The 18,112-nt window shown below is 60.3% G+C and carries 14 protein-coding genes and 2 pseudogenes; 4 read left to right on the forward strand and 12 right to left on the reverse strand.

Features of this window, described 5'->3' with window-relative positions; genetic code table 11:
- Positions 1-9 precede the first annotated feature (9 nt).
- Positions 10-399: a hypothetical protein gene (locus tag PM04_RS02010; protein WP_038003156.1), complete on the reverse strand. Its 390-nt coding sequence runs from the start codon at positions 397-399 to the stop codon at positions 10-12.
- A gap of 153 nt (positions 400-552) precedes the next feature.
- Between PM04_RS02010 and PM04_RS02015 the strand changes: the two genes are divergently transcribed.
- The 3 genes from PM04_RS02015 (at position 553) to PM04_RS18390 (ending at position 2,367) form a co-directional block, all read left to right on the forward strand.
- Positions 553-1,887, forward strand: coding sequence for an NAD(P)-binding domain-containing protein (locus PM04_RS02015; protein ID WP_038003160.1), 1,335 nt, complete (start codon positions 553-555; stop codon positions 1,885-1,887).
- Between the two features lie 81 nt (positions 1,888-1,968).
- Complete coding sequence (locus tag PM04_RS17970) at positions 1,969-2,115, forward strand: hypothetical protein (RefSeq protein WP_161785910.1); 147 nt, start codon at positions 1,969-1,971, stop codon at positions 2,113-2,115.
- A gap of 27 nt (positions 2,116-2,142) precedes the next feature.
- A complete protein-coding gene (locus PM04_RS18390; protein WP_152600844.1) occupies positions 2,143-2,367 on the forward strand; it encodes a hypothetical protein in 225 nt (74 codons plus the stop codon).
- A 117-nt stretch (positions 2,368-2,484) separates the two neighbouring features.
- Here the strand turns inward: PM04_RS18390 and PM04_RS02025 are convergent, their stop codons facing one another.
- From PM04_RS02025 to PM04_RS02035, 3 genes are read right to left on the reverse strand one after another with little or no spacing between them, the layout of a single operon-like run.
- Entirely contained in the window at positions 2,485-2,865 is a 381-nt protein-coding gene (locus PM04_RS02025) for a hypothetical protein (RefSeq protein ID WP_038003163.1), read from the reverse strand.
- Complete coding sequence (locus PM04_RS02030; protein WP_038003166.1) at positions 2,862-3,272, reverse strand: group II truncated hemoglobin; 411 nt, start codon at positions 3,270-3,272, stop codon at positions 2,862-2,864. The genes PM04_RS02025 and PM04_RS02030 overlap by 4 nt, the downstream gene beginning before the upstream one ends.
- Complete coding sequence (locus PM04_RS02035) at positions 3,269-5,647, reverse strand: DUF1989 domain-containing protein (RefSeq protein WP_038003169.1); 2,379 nt, start codon at positions 5,645-5,647, stop codon at positions 3,269-3,271. The genes PM04_RS02030 and PM04_RS02035 overlap by 4 nt, the downstream gene beginning before the upstream one ends.
- 140 nt (positions 5,648-5,787) lie before the next feature.
- On the opposite strand from PM04_RS02035, the gene PM04_RS02040 reads away from it, so the two are divergent.
- Positions 5,788-6,624 (forward strand): DMT family transporter, encoded by an 837-nt coding sequence (locus PM04_RS02040; RefSeq protein ID WP_235281417.1) that lies wholly within the window; start codon positions 5,788-5,790, stop codon positions 6,622-6,624.
- On the opposite strand, the gene PM04_RS02045 is transcribed toward PM04_RS02040, so the two are convergent.
- The 8 genes and pseudogenes from PM04_RS02045 to PM04_RS02080 all read right to left on the reverse strand — a co-directional run bounded on the left by PM04_RS02045 (position 6,617) and on the right by PM04_RS02080 (position 17,994).
- On the reverse strand, positions 6,617-7,486 hold the full coding sequence (locus PM04_RS02045; protein ID WP_038003175.1) for a bifunctional 5,10-methylenetetrahydrofolate dehydrogenase/5,10-methenyltetrahydrofolate cyclohydrolase: 870 nt from the start codon (positions 7,484-7,486) through the stop codon (positions 6,617-6,619). The genes PM04_RS02040 and PM04_RS02045 overlap by 8 nt on opposite strands.
- The gene (folD, locus tag PM04_RS02050; RefSeq protein WP_038003178.1) at positions 7,483-8,379 is read right to left on the reverse strand and encodes a bifunctional methylenetetrahydrofolate dehydrogenase/methenyltetrahydrofolate cyclohydrolase FolD; all 897 of its coding nucleotides are present in this window, start codon (positions 8,377-8,379) and stop codon (positions 7,483-7,485) included. The genes PM04_RS02045 and folD overlap by 4 nt, the downstream gene beginning before the upstream one ends.
- Positions 8,380-8,696: 317 nt before the next feature.
- On the reverse strand, positions 8,697-10,373 hold the full coding sequence (locus tag PM04_RS02055) for a formate--tetrahydrofolate ligase (protein WP_038003180.1): 1,677 nt from the start codon (positions 10,371-10,373) through the stop codon (positions 8,697-8,699).
- 20 nt (positions 10,374-10,393) lie between these two features.
- Entirely contained in the window at positions 10,394-13,156 is a 2,763-nt protein-coding gene (gene fdhF / locus PM04_RS02060; RefSeq protein ID WP_038003182.1) for a formate dehydrogenase subunit alpha, read from the reverse strand.
- Positions 13,156-14,853: an NAD(P)H-dependent oxidoreductase subunit E gene (locus PM04_RS02065; protein WP_038003184.1), complete on the reverse strand. Its 1,698-nt coding sequence runs from the start codon at positions 14,851-14,853 to the stop codon at positions 13,156-13,158. Before PM04_RS02065 ends, fdhF begins: the two co-directional genes overlap by 1 nt.
- 853 nt (positions 14,854-15,706) lie before the next feature.
- A pseudogene (locus PM04_RS02070) lies at positions 15,707-16,567 on the reverse strand (IS110 family transposase); the annotation flags it as partial.
- A gap of 194 nt (positions 16,568-16,761) precedes the next feature.
- Positions 16,762-16,937, reverse strand: a pseudogene (locus PM04_RS02075) (IS3 family transposase); the annotation flags it as partial.
- 13 nt (positions 16,938-16,950) lie between these two features.
- Positions 16,951-17,994, reverse strand: coding sequence for an IS110 family transposase (locus tag PM04_RS02080; RefSeq protein ID WP_052077282.1), 1,044 nt, complete (start codon positions 17,992-17,994; stop codon positions 16,951-16,953).
- Between the last annotated feature and the right edge of the window lie 118 nt (positions 17,995-18,112).

The raw sequence follows: 18,112 nt of genomic DNA on the forward strand, positions 1-18,112 counted from the left end.
GGCCCGTTTCTAGTGCAGCCATCTCTTGCGCAGCGCAATCGTCCCATACCACAAAAGCGCCATCGAGATCAGCGTGGCCAGCGCCACCGATGGCACCATGCCTAGCACCCGCGCGGTGAAATAGGCCGTGCCGAGGCTGCCCAACACGCCCGCGCCCAGCATCCAAACCGCCGTGCGACGACGCAGCAGCAGCAGGATGCACCCGACTGCACCGCCAAAAACCGATACTGCAAAGGCCCCCGTGGCCCAGGCGGGGCGGCCGGTGATCATCACTTGTGCCACTTCGGACATCTGGGCCACGGCTTCTGGCGAGGTCTGCGCGACATAGTTCAAGCATCCGATCAGGTTCCAAACCAAGCCCAATCCCGCTACGCCCCAAAAGGTAACATGTGGTTTCATTCGCTCTCTCCCTCTTACCGTGACACTGCCCTGAAAAAACACTCTTTCACAACCATCCGACGTTCACCCACAAGAAAAAATGTTGACTGACAGGGCAAAAAGCAGGTCAGATGGAGTTAACAGAATACCAAGAAACAAACTCGGGAGATGACTATGACAAAACGTGTTGCCGTACTGGGTGCCGGGCCCTCTGGGCTGGCGCAATTGCGCGCTTTCCAATCGGCCAAAGCGGCGGGGGCCGAGATCCCCGAGATCGTCTGCTACGAGAAGCAGTCGAATTGGGGTGGCCTGTGGAATTACACCTGGCGCACGGGGCTAGACCAATACGGCGAGCCAGTGCACGGATCCATGTATCGCTACCTTTGGTCCAACGGCCCCAAGGAGGGGTTGGAGTTCGCGGATTATTCCTTCGAGGAGCATTTCGGAAAACAGATCGCCAGCTATCCGCCCCGTGCCGTCCTGTTCGACTACATCGAGGGCCGGGTGAAAAAGGCCGACGTGCGCGACTGGATCAAGTTCGAGACCGCCGTGAAACACGTCGAATGGGACGGAAGCCAGTTTCAGGTGACCGTCCGCGACCTGCCTACCGATACCCTGACGACCGAGGCGTTTGATCACGTCGTCTGCTGCACCGGCCACTTCTCGACGCCCAACGTGCCCCATTTCGAGGGGTTCGATAAATTCCCGGGCCGAGTGCTCCACGCCCATGATTTCCGGGACGCGGTGGAGTTCAAGGACCAGGATATCCTGATCATAGGCACCAGCTATTCCGCCGAGGATATCGGGTCTCAGCTGTGGAAATACGGTGCCAAAAGTATCACCGTCAGCCACCGCACCGCCGCCATGGGCTACGACTGGCCCGACAACTGGGCGGAAGTACCGCTGCTCACGCACATGGACGGCAAGACCGCGCATTTCAAAGACGGCACAAGCCGTGAGGTGGATGCCGTGATCCTGTGCACCGGCTACCTGCACCACTTCCCCTTCATGGCGGACGATTTGAAGCTGCGCACCGCGAACCGCCTGGCGACGGCAGACCTCTACAAAGGTGTCGCCTATGCGCCGAACCCCGCCCTGTTCTACATCGGGATGCAGGACCAGTGGTTCACCTTCAACATGTTCGACGCACAGGCCTGGTGGGCGCGGGACGTGATCATGGACCGCATCGCCCTGCCCGACCGGGCGGCTATGGACGCCGATATCGCGGACCGTGTTGCACGGGAAGACGCGGGCGAGACGGACTATGACGCGATCTGGTATCAGGGCGATTATGTGAAGGAGCTGATTGCGGAGACCGATTACCCCGACTTCGACCTGGAAGGCGCCTGCATGGCGTTCAAAGCGTGGAAGGGTCACAAGAAGGAAGGCATCATGACCTTCCGCAACAATGGCTACACCTCCGTGATCACCGGCACCATGGCCCCCAAACACCACACACCGTGGAAAGACGCCCTGGACGACAGCCTTGAGGTGTATTTGCGGAACTAGATGCGGGTTCTAGTCTTTCAGCACACACCTGTGGAACCCTCCGCGGCCTTTGCAACACATGCCAAGACCGCGGGGGATAGTATGAATATCGTACACCTTTACCGGGACGATCCTATCCCGGACCTTGCACCCTATAGCCACCTCATGGTCATGGGCGGCCCGATGGATGTCTGGGAGGTTGAAGCAAACCCCTGGATCCCTGCCGAGATCGATGCGATTGCTCGATGAGTCCAAACCTGGCGCCCGAATCTTGGCATCTGTCTAGGCCATCAACTGCTTGCCGAGGCCACGGGCGGCGCTTGTGCGGCCATGCAAACGCCCGAGATCGGCGTGACCCCAATCCAACGAACCGATGCGGCCAACGATCCGCTTTTAGGCGCTTTGCCCAGGCGGTTCGACGAACCCCTGCGAGGCCCGCGTGGCGCCATAGTCACACGTCCAGTTGCAATCAAACGACTGCCCTCCGGCCAAAACCCGTGACGTCGCCCAGATCGCTGGGCGCTCTAGCAAGGCCGGTGTTTCATTCGCAGTCACAAAGGCGAGGACGCCTTGGCAATCACTCGCCCCGCCGATGCACTCAGGGCCAGCACGGCAGAGCTACTCCGCCACAAGCTGCTCACCCTCTAGGACTTGGAACGGCGTCGGTGGGGTGGCTTTGGACACCCAGTAATAGGTGTCACCAAATTCCATGACAAACCATCCCTCCCATTCCTCGTCGCGGGGCCAGATGCTTTGGTATTCCTCCGCTGCATCGTCCACGCGCCATTCTCCCCGGGTGGGCCGGGTGCCCTCGGCGGCAAAGATCGTTACGCCGTCCGGGCCAAAATACTGCCGGTAGGGCGTGCCCTCCCAACGGCCCAGGGCCGTATTGCCCGTCAGCAGGGCGCGGATCTCCGCGCCCGACAGTTTGACTGCTTGCGCGTTGGCCGGCCCCGCGAGGACCACAGCACAAACCCCCAGAAATACCGCTCGGATCATGTCTCCCCCTCGCGCCAATCCGGCACATCGTTGACCAGCATCAACGCCACGCGGCGCACCACCGAACACAGCTTGTCAATATGAGGCCCCGAATGCCCGCAGGCGTCAAGCGCCTTGTCCCAGGTGGCCAGCCACACCTCAGCGTCTTCGGTGCGGATCGGGACATGGGCATGGATCTCGCGCACATCCATATGGCCGTGGCGTTCGCGGTAGTATTGCCGCCCGCCCATGAACCCCGACATGAATTCAACCTGCGCGGCGCGGGTGTGATCCAGCCCGTGCCCCCGAAAATGGAGCCGGTGAATGCGGTGCGCCACAGGATCGGTCTCCATCAGGTCATAGAAGGTGTGGACGAGGCGATGCAGTGCCGCCTCTCCCCCGATTTGATCCAGAAGGCTGTCGCTCACGAGCGGGGCTTGGTTTTGCCCGGGTCATAGGCGGCAAGGTCTTTGCGGACGGTTGCAGGCAGGCGCTTCATGTGTCCGTCCAGCTTTCCGATCTCAACCTCGGTGCCTTCACCCGCGTGGGCCACGTCGATCCGCGCCATCGCGATGTTTCGGCCTAGCAAGGGCGAGCGCATGGAGGAACAAATCTCTCCCACCTGCGCGCGCCCGATGTGGACGCAATCGCCGTGCGCCACATCGACGTTCGACCCTATATCCAAGCCCACCAGCTTGCGCATCGGGTGCTCCTTACGCCGGATCAGCGCGTCGCGTCCGATAAAGTCATCCGTCTTGGATTTCAGAGGGCAGGTAAACCCAATGCCCGCCTCAAAAGGATCGGTCTGATCGCTGAAATCATAGCCCGCAAAGATTAGTCCGGCCTCGATCCGCACCATATCCAGCGCCTCCAGCCCCATGGGCACAAGACCGTGGCCCTCGCCCGCCTCCCACACGGCATTGAATACTTGTGTGGCATGTTTGGGGTGGCAGAAGATCTCGTAGCCCAACTCCCCGGTATAGCCCGTGCGGCTGACCACAATTGGGATACCGTCCTGGCCCCCGATCCGGGCGGGCGTGAACCGGAACCACGCCAGATCGTCAAAGTTCGGGTGATGTGGCGCGGTCCAGACAAACTTGCGCAAGATATCGCGGCTTTCTGGCCCTTGGACGGCAATGTTGTGCTGCATGTCCGTGGACGATCGCACCAAAACCTTCAGACCCAGTTTTTCAGCCTGCTCCCGGATCCATTCGCCACCGTAATCCGACCCGCCGATCCAGCGGAAATTGTCCTTAGCCAGGCGGAACACCGTGCCGTCGTCGATCATGCCGCCGTGTTCATAGCACATCGCCGTGTAGACCACGCCCAACTCCGGCAGGGTCTTCATATTACGGGTAAAGATGTACTGGCACAGGGCCTCTGCGTCGGGCCCCGTGATCTCGAACTTGCGCAGGGGTGACAGGTCCAGCACCACCGCCTTCTCGCGGCAGGCGTGGTATTCCTTGATCGGTCCTTCGGTCGCCATGCAATTGGCCAGCCAATAGCCGTTGTATTCGATGAAATTATCGGTGAATCGGTCAAAGCTCTCGTGGAACCCGGTTTGCTTGGTCATCTTTGGCTCCGCGTCTGGGGTGGGCCGATAGGCCACGGATCGTTGGAAGGTCTCTGCGCCGGAATAGGTCCGCACATGGATATCGGTGGGGTTCCAGCCGTTGGCTGGAGAAGTACCATCGGGACAGGCCGAAGAGACGCAGACAAGGTCCGTCAGCGCCCGCAGCAGCACGTAATCCCCGGGCCGCGACCACGGCTCGTCCGAATAGAGCACACCATGGTCGTCGAGGAAGGTATTGAAGAAAAAGTTGATCGCCATCCAACCAGGCCGCCCCGGCACGCCCCGATCTGCCAAGGCCCCATTGAAATTGTCGGTGCAGTTGACGTGGCCGGGATAGCCGATGTCGTCGTAGTATTTGGCTGTACAGGCCAAGGCAAAGGCATCGTGCCGCCCGCAGGTGTCCTGGATCACTTCAATCAGGGGGGTCTCGTCGTGATCATAGTATTTCCCGTGCAGGCCGGGGGTCGGGTAAATGCAGTGCTGGATCGTGCGGGTCGTCGTCACATCGAGTGGATGAGCGATCCCCTTGTCCAGCTTGCGTGCGTCAAAACACTGGAAATCCGTGCATTGCCGCCCATCCACATCAAGGATCTGGATATAGTCGCCCGCTTTGACGAAATAGCTCTCGGCCGTCTGCGTATGCACCCGGATGTCCGCGACCGGATCGGCCAAAGGGTCGGGCAGCTCGAACCGCGCCACCTGTTTTATCACCGCGCGGCGGATATAGACCGTCAGCGGCGTCGCAGTGTCCTGTGCCTCGAAATCCATTATGCCGGTGGCGTGGGGGGCAGCCAGTATCACCGTCCCCTCGCGGGTCGCGGTGAACTCCGCCGTATCGCCCGCAGGCGTGGTGCTGTCGAACACATAGGCAGCCACGCAGTGGGCAAGGTCGATACCCCGCGCCTCCAACCCCATGCGCAGGGCGCGCAGGCTCTGATCCCCGCTCGTCAACAGCCGCATAAGGCCCTTCGGCGCCCCATCACCCGACAGGCCCAACAGACCAACGTCCCCTGTCCCGTCTGGCCCACAGGCCACGATTTCGCAGGGCTGGCCGCCTTCCGTGTTGATCACCTCAACCCGGTCCCCGGCCTCGACCCGCACAAGGATCGCGCCCAGTCCTTCGATCACATAGCGTTCCGTGCCCCGCGGCATGGTGAATACCTGCGGCTGCCACAGGCCACTGGGCTTCGGCGGCCCCGGCACCACATTGGGATACAGATCGTCTAACATCGCAGGGCCTCCCCCCTCACAGATCAAAAGTTGCATCTGTGGAATAAAACTTTAACGTTGAGAATATCTGGCGCGCAGCCATTTGCAAGGACAACAGACCACCCCATGACATTTTCCCTCCCTTTTTTGGCGTCGCGCTGATGGCGATCCTTCTGGGCCTGACGGCCGCACTCGCTTGGGGCATCCACGACCTTTGCGTGCGACAAGTGAGCCAGGGCACGGGGATTTTCGCTTCCATCGTCGCGGTCCTGATCTTCGGCACGCTGCTGGTCACCCCGATGAGCCTTTGGGCCTGGGACGCGCCGCGCGGGCCGAACGCCCTACCTCTGGGCCTAGCGTCTGGCGTGCTTTTCGGTCTGGCTGCCATTGCGCACTATAAGGCGTTCTCAATCGGCCCCGTCCGTCTGGTCGCCCCCATCATTGGCGCCTACCCGGCCCTATCAGTGGGCTGGGCCGTTTACACCGGCACCCCGGTGTCGGCCCTGCAATTGCTGGCCGTGGGCATCATCATCGCAGGTGTGGGCTATGTCGCACGCGCGGGCGACAACGAGGCTGCGCGGACCCACCCCGGCCCCGCCATTCTTTGGTCAATCCTCGCAGGTACTGGCTTTGCCGCCACTTTTGCCGTGGGCCAAGCCGCCACCGCAGAGGGTGGCGAGTTGGCACTGCTGGCCCCTACCCGCATCGCGGCCCTCATCGTGGTCCTGGCCATCGCCGCTATGGGCCGGGTGCCGATCCTGCCCGGCTGGACCCAGATCCGAATCCTCGCCGCTATGGGCGCGCTCGATGCTCTCGCACTGGGTGCCGTGATCTCTGCGGGCGGCGTTTCCAATCCCGAACTGGCCTCGGTCCTCGCCGCCACCTTCGGCCTGATCACTGTGGTTCTTGCAGCGCTCTTCCTACGCGAACCGATGATGCGACGACACTGGACCGCCGTGGCCCTCGTCTTCGCCGCCATCGCCTATCTGGCTACGTGATCCACCCGGCGGCCTTTTGGCGTGCATGGGCCACCGTAGCATTACGCATCAAAATGGCAACCGTGACCGGGCCGACCCCACCGGGTACGGGCGTCACCCAACCGGCGAGCTCCCGCACACCATCGGTGTCGACATCGCCCACAACCCCAGCCGCGGTCTGATTAATCCCAATGTCGATCACCACCGCGCCGGGCTTGATCATATCCGGACCGATTAAATGCGCGCGGCCCACGGCTACAACCACCACATCGGCGCGGCGCGAATGCATCGCCACCGACCGCGTCATGTGATGACATACGGTCACTGTCGCCCCCTCGGCCATCAACATCATCGCCACAGGTTTGCCCACGATCTCGGAATGACCCACCATGACGACCTCCAACCCTTCCAGGGTCAGGCCCGTCTCGCGCACCAATTCGACGGCCGCAGCAGCGGTACAAGGCGCTAAAGCCACGTCATTATATATGATGTTCCCGATGGAGGCGGGGTTCATCCCCTCCACGTCCTTCAAAGGGTGGATCGCCGATTGCAGGGACCGCACGTTGATATGATCGGGCACAGGGCGCTGTAGGATCACGCCTAGCACTTCTGGGTCGTCATTCATCGCCTGAATGCGCGCTTTGCACTCGTCCTGGGTGACGTCGCCATCCCAGAACGCCTGATCAAACGGCAACCCCAACTGGTCCGCCACCTTGGCCTGATTGCGGATGTAAACCGCCACCTCCGGGATATCTCCGATGGAAATGGACACCAGCTTGCCGATCCCCGGATGGGCAGCGACGTAGTCTGCGGCCTCGCCCAAGATCCGGGCCCGCACAGGTGCGCCTCGTAGCAAGCGCGGATCGTTTACAACGTCCTTCATGCCGTCAGTCCTTCTGGCTCTGGCAGGCCGTGGGCGCGACATGTTGCTGTGAGGGTGTTGGCCAGGAGGCAGGCGATGGTCATGGGGCCGACGCCACCCGGGACGGGGGTGATAGCCGACGCGTTGTCTTGGGCGCCTGCGAAGTCGACATCGCCCAACAGCTTTGTCTTGCCCGGCTTGTCGGGATGCGGGATGCGGGTGATGCCCACATCAATGACCGTGGCCCCGGGCTTGATCCAGTCGCCCTTGACCATCTCGGCGCGGCCTACGGCAGCGACCAGAATGTCAGCGCGGGCGCAGACCTCGGCCAGACCACGGGTGCGAGAGTGCGCAATCGTCACCGTGCAATTCTCTTGCAGCAGAAGCTGGCCCATGGGCTTGCCAAATAGGTTCGACCGCCCGATCACCACGGCCTCTTTTCCGGTCATATCCCCAAGTTGATCCCGGAGCAGCATCAGGCACCCTAGCGGCGTGCAGGACACCAGCCCCGTCTCCCCGCTGGCCAGAAGGCCTGCGTTCACCACAGACAATCCGTCCACATCCTTGGCCGGATCAATCCGCGCGACCACGGCGCGCTCGTCCAGATGGTCCGGCACAGGGAACTGGCACAGGATGCCATGCACGTTCGGGTCGGCATTCAACTGATCAATCAGGGCGAACAGGTCCGCCTCAGACACATCGCCGGGCAGTTTGTGCTCAAAGCTGGCCATTCCGACCTCGACGGTCTGTTTGTGCTTGGCCGCGACATAGACCTCCGACGCGGGGTCCTGCCCCACCAGCACAACCGCCAGCCCCGGCGTGATCCCGTGATCCGCCTTCAGCCGCGCCACGTGGTCTGCGATCTGCGCCCGCACGTTGCCCGCAAAGGCCTTTCCATCGATGGTCTGTGCCATGTCGTTCATCCTTTTCTTACCCCTCTTAACGCGCCCCAGTCTGTACGGGGGGTGCACGGGGGGTGTACGGGGGGTGACACCCCCCAAATTCCGCGAAACCGGGGCAAATCGCCCTGCCCCGGCCAGGATCTCAACGCCCCATTAAGGTTAATCGCGCGCGATCTCCGGTCTTCATTGGGTCGCAAATACCCCCCTCAGAGGCCTGGGTGCGGCGGGGGTCAATCCCCCGCTGCACCCTAATGCGGGTTGCGGAAACGCGCATTTACAAGCAAATACGCTGCCTTCCACTGGACAGATTTTGCAAAGGCAAAATCGTCCTAGAACAACCCTTCAATCTGGCCCGCATCGTTCAGGTGGATCGCCTCCGCCGACGGTTTGCGTGGCAGGCCCGGCATCGTCATGATCTCTCCACAGACCACCACGATGAACCCCGCCCCCGCCGACAGACGCACTTCACGCACCGGGATCGAGTGCCCCGTGGGCGCACCGCGCAAGGTCGGATCGGTGCTGAAGGAATACTGGGTTTTGGCCATGCAGACAGGCAGGTGCCCATAACCCTGATCCTCCCACAGCTTCAGCTGATCGCGGATTTTCTGATCCGCCAGAACCTCGTCCGCGCGGTATATCCCCTTGGAAACACGTTCGATTTTCTCAAACAGGCTCAGCTCATCAGCGTAGAGCGGCGCAAACTGGCTTGTCCCGCTGTCGGCAATCTCGGCCACACGGCGCGCCAGATCAGCGGAGCCTTCGGAGCCCAGCTCCCAGTGCCGCGACAAGATCGCCTCGGACCCTTGGCTGGCCACGTAGTCCTTCACCGCCTGCACCTCTGCGTCGGTGTCGGTGACGAAGTGGTTGATCGCCACGACCACTGGCACGCCGAAGGATTTGAGGTTGCCAATGTGGCGGCCCAGGTTGGCGCAGCCGTCATTGACGGCATCCACGTTTTCCGCACCCAGATCGGCCTTGGCCACGCCGCCGTTCATCTTCATCGCCCGCACCGTGGCCACAAGCACCACACAATCTGGTGCCAGTCCAGCCTTGCGGCACTTGATGTTCATGAACTTCTCGGCACCCAGATCCGCGCCAAAGCCTGCTTCCGTCACCACATAGTCCGCCAGCTTCAACGCCGTCGTCGTCGCAATCACAGAGTTACAGCCGTGGGCGATATTGGCGAACGGTCCGCCATGCACAAACGCCGGGTTGTTCTCCAGCGTCTGCACCAGATTGGGCTGCATCGCGTCCTTCAACAGAACCGTCATCGCCCCTTCCGCCTTGATATCACGACAGAATACCGGGCTGCGGTCGCGGCGGTAGGCCACGATCATATCGCCCAGGCGCGTCTCCAGGTCTTTCAGATCTTTTGCCAGACACAAGATCGCCATGACCTCGGAGGCCACGGTGATGTCAAAGCCCGCCTCGCGGGGGAAACCGTTGGCCACACCGCCCAGGGACGCCGTGATTTGACGCAGCGCACGGTCGTTCATATCCACAACGCGTTTCCACTGCACACGGCGGATGTCGATCTCCTGCTCGTTGCCCCAATAGATGTGGTTGTCCAACATCGCCGACAGAAGCGAATGCGCCGAGGTGATTGCGTGGAAATCCCCGGTGAAATGCAGGTTCATGTCCTCCATCGGTACGACCTGCGCATAGCCACCCCCGGCGGCCCCGCCCTTCATCCCGAAGTTCGGACCCAAGGACGCCTCGCGGATGCACACCGCCGCATTCTTGCCGATGTGGTTCAGACCATCGCCCAGACCCACGGTCGTCGTCGTCTTCCCCTCGCCCGCAGGGGTCGGGTTGATCGCGGTCACTAAGATCAGCTTCCCGTTTTCGCGGTCTTGGACCGAATTGATGAAGTCCTGCCCCACCTTCGCCTTGTCGTGCCCATAGGGCAGCAGACTTTCGGTCGGGATGCCCAACTTCGCCCCAATCTCCTGGATCGGTTGCTTCCGCGCCTCACGCGCAATTTCAATATCGGTCTTGTAAGACATCTCTCTCTCCCTGAGATTTTCTATTCCGCCGCTAGGGCGTGATTTGGGTTTTCGACTTTTACGGCGCAGAATTTGAATTCTGGGATTTTGCCGTAGGGGTCGATTGCGGCGTTAGTCAGAAGGTTGGCAGCGGCCTCGACGTAGGCAAACGGCAGGAACACCATGTCGGGGGCCACGGCGCGGTCCATGCGTGCCAAGAGTTCGACCGTACCGCGCCGAGTGCTGAGGCGGACCATACCGCCTGGCTCCACGCCAAGTTTGCGCAAGGTAGACGGGTGTAGGGAACAGTTCGCCTCCGGCTCCAACCCATCGAGGACCGTCGCGCGGCGTGTCATGGACCCGGTGTGCCAGTGTTCCAGCTGCCGCCCTGTGGTCAGGATCATCGGGTAGTCGGCATCCGGTGTCTCGTCCGGGGCGATGACGTCGGCGGGTGTGAACCGCGCGCGGCCCTGCGCCCGGGGGAAGCCATCGCCAAAAACCACAGCCTGGCCGGGGTCCTCGGGGCTGAGGCTCGGGTAAGTCACGGCCTCGCGGGTTAGACGATCCCATGTGATGTTGCTGAGCGACTTCATGTTGATCGCCATCTCATCGAACACCTGGCTGGGGTGGGTATAGGTCCAATCAAGGCCGCAGCGTTTTGCCAGCTCCGTCTCGATCCACCAATCCTCGCGCGCATCCCCGGGCGGCGTCACGGCGGGGCGCACCATCTGCACCTGCCGGTTGGTGTTGCTGACCGTGCCGGATTTCTCGTAGAGCGCGCTGGCGGGCAGGATGACATCGGCGTAGTTTGCCGTCTCCGTCAGAAAGATGTCCTGCACCACGAGGTGATCGAGCTTGGCCAACGCGTCGCGCGCGTGATCCACATCCGGGTCCGACATCGCCGGGTTTTCGCCCAGGATATACATCGCCTTAATCTGATCTTCATGCACAGCGTCCATGATTTCCGTGACCGTGAGACCCTTTTCAGAGGAGAAGTCCGATGACCGCCACACATCCGTAAACGCGCTGCGCACGCCATCATCCGTCACCGTTTGGTAATCGGGCAGGAACATTGGGATGAGCCCTGCGTCCGATGCGCCTTGCACGTTATTCTGACCGCGCAGCGGGTGCAGACCCGATCCCGGGCGCCCCACTTGGCCGGTCATCAACGCAAGGCTGATCAGGCAGCGGGAGTTGTCGGTCCCGTGGATGTGCTGACTTACACCCATGCCCCAGAAGATCATGCCCGCCTTGGCCCCGGCAAAGGTGCGGGCCACGGCGCGCAGGTCTTCCGCCGGGATGCCACAGATCTCGGACATTTTTTCGGGGGTGAAGGCCTTTAGGTGTTCCTTCTCGGCTTCCCAATTCTCGGTGTAGGCGTCGATGTATTGTTGATCGTACAGTCCTTCCTCCACGATCGTGTGCATGATCGCGTTCAGCATGCTGACATCCGCGCCGGGGCGGAATTGCAGCATGTGGGTGGCGAAGCGTTTGAGCGCCTGACCACGGGGGTCCATCACGATGAGCTTGCCGCCGCGCTTGGTGAACTGCTTGAAGTAGGTGGCCGCCACCGGGTGGTTCTCGATCGGATTGGCCCCGATCACGATGGCGACATCGGCATTCTCGATCTCGTTAAAGGTCGCCGTGACAGCCCCCGATCCGACGTTTTCCAGCAGGGCCGAGACGGAGGACGCGTGGCACAGCCGGGTGCAATGGTCCACGTTGTTATGGCCGAACCCTTGACGGATGAACTTCTGAAAGAGGTAGGCCTCTTCGTTCGTGCATTTGGCCGAGCCAAAGCCCGCGACTTCGCGACCCCGGCCCTTTAGGCCGTTCGCGGCAAAATCCAACGCCTCGTCCCAGGTGGCCTCGCGGAAGTGGGTCATCAGGTCCCCGGGGTCCACGTTCAACCCTTTGGCGGGTGCGTCGTCGCGACGGATCAGGGGCGTGGTCAGGCGGTGGTTGTGGTGGATGTAGTCAAAGCCGAACCGACCCTTCACGCACAGGCGGCCTTCGTTCGCAGGGCCATTGATGCCCTCAACGTATTTGACCTTGTCGCCCTTGACCTTAATGGAGATCTGGCAGCCGACGCCGCAGAACGCGCAGACGGACTCGACCTGTCGATCATAGTCGGCACGATCACCCACCTGATTTTCGTCCACCATCGTGGCGGGCATCAGCGCCCCGGTGGGGCAGGCCTGCACGCATTCGCCACAGGCCACACAGGTGCTGTCGCCCATGGGGTCACCAAAGTCGAAGGTCGGATAACTGTCGTGGCCGCGCCCGGACATGCCGATTACGTCGTTCACCTGCACCTCGCGGCAGGCGCGCACGCACAGCCCGCAGGAGATGCAGGCATCGAGGTTCACCGACATCGCCACGTGGCTGTCGTCCAGAAGCGGAATGCGCTCTGCCTCCAGCGTGGGCAGGCGGCTTTCGCTCACGCCGTTCAGCTCGGCCATGTCCCAAAGGTGGCTGGATTTGTCGTGGGACGCCTCCCGCTCCGGTTGATCGGCCAGAAGCATCTCGACGACCATGGCACGGGCCTTGGTCGCGCGCTCGGTGTCGGTGTGCACCACCATCCCCTCAGAAGGCTCCCGAATGCAGGACGCGGCGAGCGTCCGCTCCCCCTCAATCTCGACCATACAGGCGCGACAGTTCCCGTCGGGGCGATACCCGGGCGCGGGCTTGTGGCACAGATGCGGGATCACAAGGCCGCGACCATGGGCAGCCTCCCAAATGGTGGTGCCAGCGGGCACGGTGACTTCGGCGCCGTCTAATGTGAACTTGATCGTATCAGACATCAGATTTCCTCAGCAAAATGCTTCATGGTCAAACGAATGGGGTTGGGGGCGGCTTGGCCCAAGCCACAGATAGACGCGTCGACCATCGCTTGGGACAGATCCTCCAGCAGGTCTTTGTCCCAGGTGTCAGCCTGCATCAGCTTAACCGCCTTTTCACATCCCACCCGGCACGGCGTGCACTGACCGCAGGATTCCGCCTCAAAGAAACGCAGCATGTTCAGGGCTGCGTCACGCGCCTTGTCCTGGTCCGACAAAACCACCACAGCCGCCGATCCGATAAAGGACCCCAAGGGTTGCAGCGTGTCAAAATCCAACGGCACGTCGTTGATCGACGCAGGCAGCAGCCCAGAAGACGGCCCGCCGGGCTGGTAGGCCTTGAACACATGACCGGGCGAAATGCCCCCCGCTGCCGCAATGATATCTGTGATCGTGGACCCTGCAGGCAACAGGTACACCCCGGGGTTGGCCACACGCCCAGACACCGAATAGCTGCGCAGACCCACACGGCCATTGTGTTCCACGGACGACAAAATTTCGGGACCCTCACGCATGATGCGCGCAATCCAGTGCAGGGTTTCGACATTATGCACCAGGGTCGGACGCCCAAAGACACCCACCTGCGCCACAAACGGAGGCCGATGACGAGGCAGCCCTCGCTTGCCCTCGATGCTTTCAATCATCGCCGATTCCTCGCCGCAGATGTAGGCCCCCGCCCCGCGCCGCAGGTCAATGTAGCCCGAGGGCACCAGGCCGGCGTCTTCCAGGGCTTTGATTTCGGTCGCCAAAATTTCCAGCACCGCCGGATATTCGTCGCGCATGTAAATAAAGCAGGTCTCAGCCTCAACGGCCCAGGCGGCGATCAACATCCCCTCCAGGAACAGATGCGGGGTGCGTTCCAGATAGTAGCGGTCTTTGAACGTGCCCGGCTCGCCCTCGTCGCCGTTCACCGCCAAGTAGCGCGGCCCTGGGTTGGCGCGGACAAAGCCCCACTTTTTACCCGACGGGAAGCCTGCGCCCCCGAGGCCGCGTAAGCCAGAGGACAGCACGGTTTCCTGGACCGCCTCCCAGTCACCGCTCGCACGGAGCGTCTCTAGCTGGGCGTAGCCGCCGGCCGCGCGATAAGCCGCCAGGGCCTCATAGGCGGGCATTCTGTGGTGGGTGTCACCAGCCGCAATTGCAGCCTCGACCTTCGCGACCGTGGCGTGGTCGATGTGGTTGTGGCCCAATTCCAAGGTCGGCGCGGTATCACACCGCCCCATGCAGGGTGCGCGCAAGACCCGCACCTGGGACGCATCCATGCCAGACTCTAACGCTTCGATCAGCGCCTCGGAACCGGCCAGTTCGCACGACAGGGAATCGCACACGCGGATCGTCAGACTAGGGGGCACCGGATCGTTTTCGCGGATCGGGTCGAAGTGTGCGTAAAACGTGGCCACTTCCCAAACTTCGGCCATGGGCAGCTTCATCTCTTCGGCCAGAGCGCGCAGGTGTGCGGCAGACTGATGACCGTAAGCGTCTTGGATCAGGTGCAAAAACTCAATCAAAAGATCACGAGAACGAGGACGATCACCAAGTAGCGCCCGAACCTCAGTCAAAGCTAAATCATCGTACTGACGGCCCTTTGGCGTAGCGCGACCCTTGCCTCGGCCTGACTTCCAGACCCCTTTGCCGTCGCCGATTTTGCCGTCCAAAGCCATAGCGCTTCTCCCTCGCTTACTTTCCCAACGTTAAATATTTTTTCCCACGAGGCAAGAGAGAATACATCCGTATGCAAGGGTAAGCCGCTAAAGATCGCACGACATGACCTCACGAAGATCCATAGGTTTCTGATCGGAAATATGTCAGCAGTAACGGCGCCAACCCGCTCTGCGATAGCACCTATTCGCAATGAAGCTGCCAAAGCGCAAAACCCGCCTTCTACTCCGGAATAAGACGTGGAGACACTCGGCGAAAATAGATAAAATGATTATCTTGCAATGATTTAGTACCTACTAGCCCATTGGAGGTCAGCCACGGAAACGATCTTTGATGTAGATGTCACGGCAAATTGATACAACGGAATCCTACCGGTCGAGGCACAGAGCCGGGTTGGCTGTCGCTAAACCAACGATCGCTTGGTGGCTCTTGAGGACACCGATAGATTTACATTCCCCGATACCAAACTACGAGTAGACTTGTCGCGTATTTGTGCTGCCCCAAGTGCTCGTTTAAGCCACTTTTCGCTCAAAAGCGACCGGGCTTTTCCAGCCCAATGCTGCGTGCCGTCGACGTGGATTGTAGAAGCCATGTGTGGATGCCCCCTTCAATGCAAGAAGTTTTTTGGAAAGTGATAGAACAAGTAATCAGGTGCAGTCGTGTGTCCGGCCTATGTTTGCGGCTTTCATACGCCGCTGGCCTGTATGGTGTCCGTGGATTAGGTCCAAATCGTTGATGCGAGCACGTGGCTCTTGGCTTCTATCTGGTTTTCCCAACCCCGTCTTTTGACCGTTGTTCCTTACTCTCCTTCGCCCTTCTCACATTGCCGGACTACTCCAAAGCATGGCGCAATGTTTATGCAGCCAGCGGTGGAATTCGATAGATTTCCTTCTTAGTCGTTAAGGCCCAAACTGTCCGAGCAAGCTTGTTTGCCAGCGCAGTTGCCACCAGCATGCGGGGTTTGCGCGCGAGCATTTTGGCAAGCCACGAGCCAGGTGGTGGGCCTTTCCGCATAGCCCAACGGATGACGGCCATGGCGCCGGTTATTAATAATCGCCTTATGTCTCGCTGGCCCATTTTTGAGGTTCTACCGAGGATTTGCCGCCCACCTGTCGACTTTTGCCTTGGAACAAGCCCGCACCACGCTGCAAATTCACGCCCGTTGGAAAATTCTTCCATTGGCGGTGCGAAAGCTTGAATGGTTGTGGCACACATGGGCCCAATTCCAGGGATCGTCATAAGCCGCGATGTTGCTTCATCAGTCTTGGCGCGTCTTTTGATCTCATGATCGAGCACCTCGATCCTTTCGTCAAAAAGAACAATCTGTTCGATATACGCTTGGCAAAGGGTTTGAACTGGTCCCGGTAGGCCTGCTGCAGTCTCATCAAAGTTGGCAATCATGCGCCTAAACTGAACCATGCCTTGTCCAACGACGGCGCCATATTCTGCCAAATGCCCCCGTAAGGCATTTACCAACTGAGAGCGCTGGCGAACAAACAAATCTCGCGTTCGAAACACCATACCCTGCGCTTGTTGCTCGGAGCTCTTGACCGAGACGTAGCGCATGGTTGGACGAGACGCTGCCTCTGCGATCGCTTCAGCATCATTCGCGTCATTCTTTTGCCGCTTAACAAACGGCTTAACGTAAACAGGTGGAATGAGCCGGACATCATGTCCCAGCTTCCCAATCTCACGCCCCCAATGATGGGATGTGGACCGTCAGGCTCCTATGAAGTCACATCTCGTCCGCTGCCGGGGCAACTTGATGGCCGACACGTCAACGCAATGACACGCAGTCAATCATAACATGGGTCAGGCCATCAGGCTGCAATACCACATTCACAGTCATAACAATTATAATCGCTGTCTGTGGTCGCCTTGAACTTGCGTGTTCTTTCAACGCTGATCCTGTTCTCGCGCGCCAGCTCGCGACCCTCGGGCGAGACCACATCCGTGTCCCGGTGCGCGTTTACCCACTTGTTAAGCGTCGAAAGCCCAACGCCCAAATCATCCGCAACCAGCCTGCGTGTCACCCCGCTCGTCAGACTGCATCCTTGCGGAATTCATCCGTTCTTCCTGTGACCATAGTTCGTCTCCTCCTATGATGGTTGTCCATTAGGACTTTGATTTTGTTTGATTTTAAGTTTGGTAAAATCTTCGAAGACCCAGCCGTTCTTGAGTGTATCGTAGATGATCGACAGCAACTTTCGCGCGGTGGCGATGATCGCTTTTCCTGCACCGCGGCGTTCCTTGATGCGCTGATAGAAGGCGTTCAGATATCCTGAGTAGCGGGTCGCGATGAGCGTGCATTGCACCAAGGTTGTCCGCATCAGCTTGTTGCCACGTTTGGTGATCCGCCCGCGATTGTCCGTATCGTTGGATTGGCTGACCCTCGGCACGATGCCGACATAGGCTGCCAGCTTGTCGGCGCTTTCAAAGTCTTCGATGTTGCCAATCCCCGACAGCAGAATGGCCGCTGAGCGTGACCCGATCCCCTTGATCGAGCTGATGCCTTCATGCCCTGGCAGCTTCGCGCCAGCGGCCTCGATCGCCTTGTCCAATTCGGCCAATGTCTCCGTCAGGCTGAGCGCTTGATTGCGCAGCGCATTCAGCTCAACCTGTTCAAGCGCCGAGAACTGGCTCACATCCAATTCGCGTAGGCGCTTCTTGCTGGCCAACCCCTCTTTCTTCAGCTGTGTGCCGCGCCGCACGAACATGGCATGGATCTTATTCAACAGCATGGTGCGTTGCTTGACGAAGACGTCGCGGGTTGCAACCAAAGAGCCCAGTTCGGCCTCCGCTGTCGATTTCAGCCGCGTCTCCGGCAACATGTCCTTGGACAAAAAGAACGCGAGGGATCGTGCATCGTTCTTGTCCGTCTTGTTGACTGATTTGCGGATCACTTGGAACTGGCGCGGGTTCACCACGACGATACGCCCAACACAGGGGCGGATTTCGTCGCAAAACCACGCTGTATTGCCCGTAGCCTCGACAGCAATTTCGTCATCGCCATCAAGGCTCATGCAAAACGCCTGTAGGGCGCTTGCCGACAACGTGAAAGTTTCAAAGACCTCAGACCCGTCGTCATGAAGACGACAAATCGTGAAGGAATTCGTATGAAGATCGACACCGATAAAGGCCATGGCTATACTCCCTGCTCAAGGAGGCGGAACCCCATATGGGGTGTGAACGGCCAAACCAAGCTCCTATACAAGGTCACCGGCCAAAACCGGGCCTTACGCGGGCTGTTCGGAAACAGGC

This window comes from Thalassobacter sp. 16PALIMAR09, assembly GCF_000765485.1.
Classification (GTDB): Bacteria; Pseudomonadota; Alphaproteobacteria; order Rhodobacterales; family Rhodobacteraceae; genus Thalassobacter; species Thalassobacter stenotrophicus.

Bases quoted from the DNA above. Each gene is read 5' to 3' on its own strand.
- folD (WP_038003178.1), bottom strand. From the start codon at position 8,379: ATGGCACAGACCATCGATGGAAAGGCCTTTGCGGGCAACGTGCGGGCG.
- PM04_RS02080 (WP_052077282.1), bottom strand. From the start codon at position 17,994: ATGGCCTTTATCGGTGTCGATCTTCATACGAATTCCTTCACGATTTGT.
- PM04_RS02010 (WP_038003156.1), bottom strand. From the start codon at position 399: ATGAAACCACATGTTACCTTTTGGGGCGTAGCGGGATTGGGCTTGGTT.
- fdhF (WP_038003182.1), bottom strand. From the start codon at position 13,156: ATGTCTGATACGATCAAGTTCACATTAGACGGCGCCGAAGTCACCGTG.
- PM04_RS02045 (WP_038003175.1), bottom strand. From the start codon at position 7,486: ATGAAGGACGTTGTAAACGATCCGCGCTTGCTACGAGGCGCACCTGTG.
- PM04_RS02015 (WP_038003160.1), top strand. From the start codon at position 553: ATGACAAAACGTGTTGCCGTACTGGGTGCCGGGCCCTCTGGGCTGGCG.
- PM04_RS02025 (WP_038003163.1), bottom strand. From the start codon at position 2,865: ATGATCCGAGCGGTATTTCTGGGGGTTTGTGCTGTGGTCCTCGCGGGG.
- PM04_RS02055 (WP_038003180.1), bottom strand. From the start codon at position 10,373: ATGTCTTACAAGACCGATATTGAAATTGCGCGTGAGGCGCGGAAGCAA.
- PM04_RS02035 (WP_038003169.1), bottom strand. From the start codon at position 5,647: ATGTTAGACGATCTGTATCCCAATGTGGTGCCGGGGCCGCCGAAGCCC.
- PM04_RS17970 (WP_161785910.1), top strand. From the start codon at position 1,969: ATGAATATCGTACACCTTTACCGGGACGATCCTATCCCGGACCTTGCA.
- PM04_RS02065 (WP_038003184.1), bottom strand. From the start codon at position 14,853: ATGGCTTTGGACGGCAAAATCGGCGACGGCAAAGGGGTCTGGAAGTCA.
- PM04_RS02040 (WP_235281417.1), top strand. From the start codon at position 5,788: ATGGCGATCCTTCTGGGCCTGACGGCCGCACTCGCTTGGGGCATCCAC.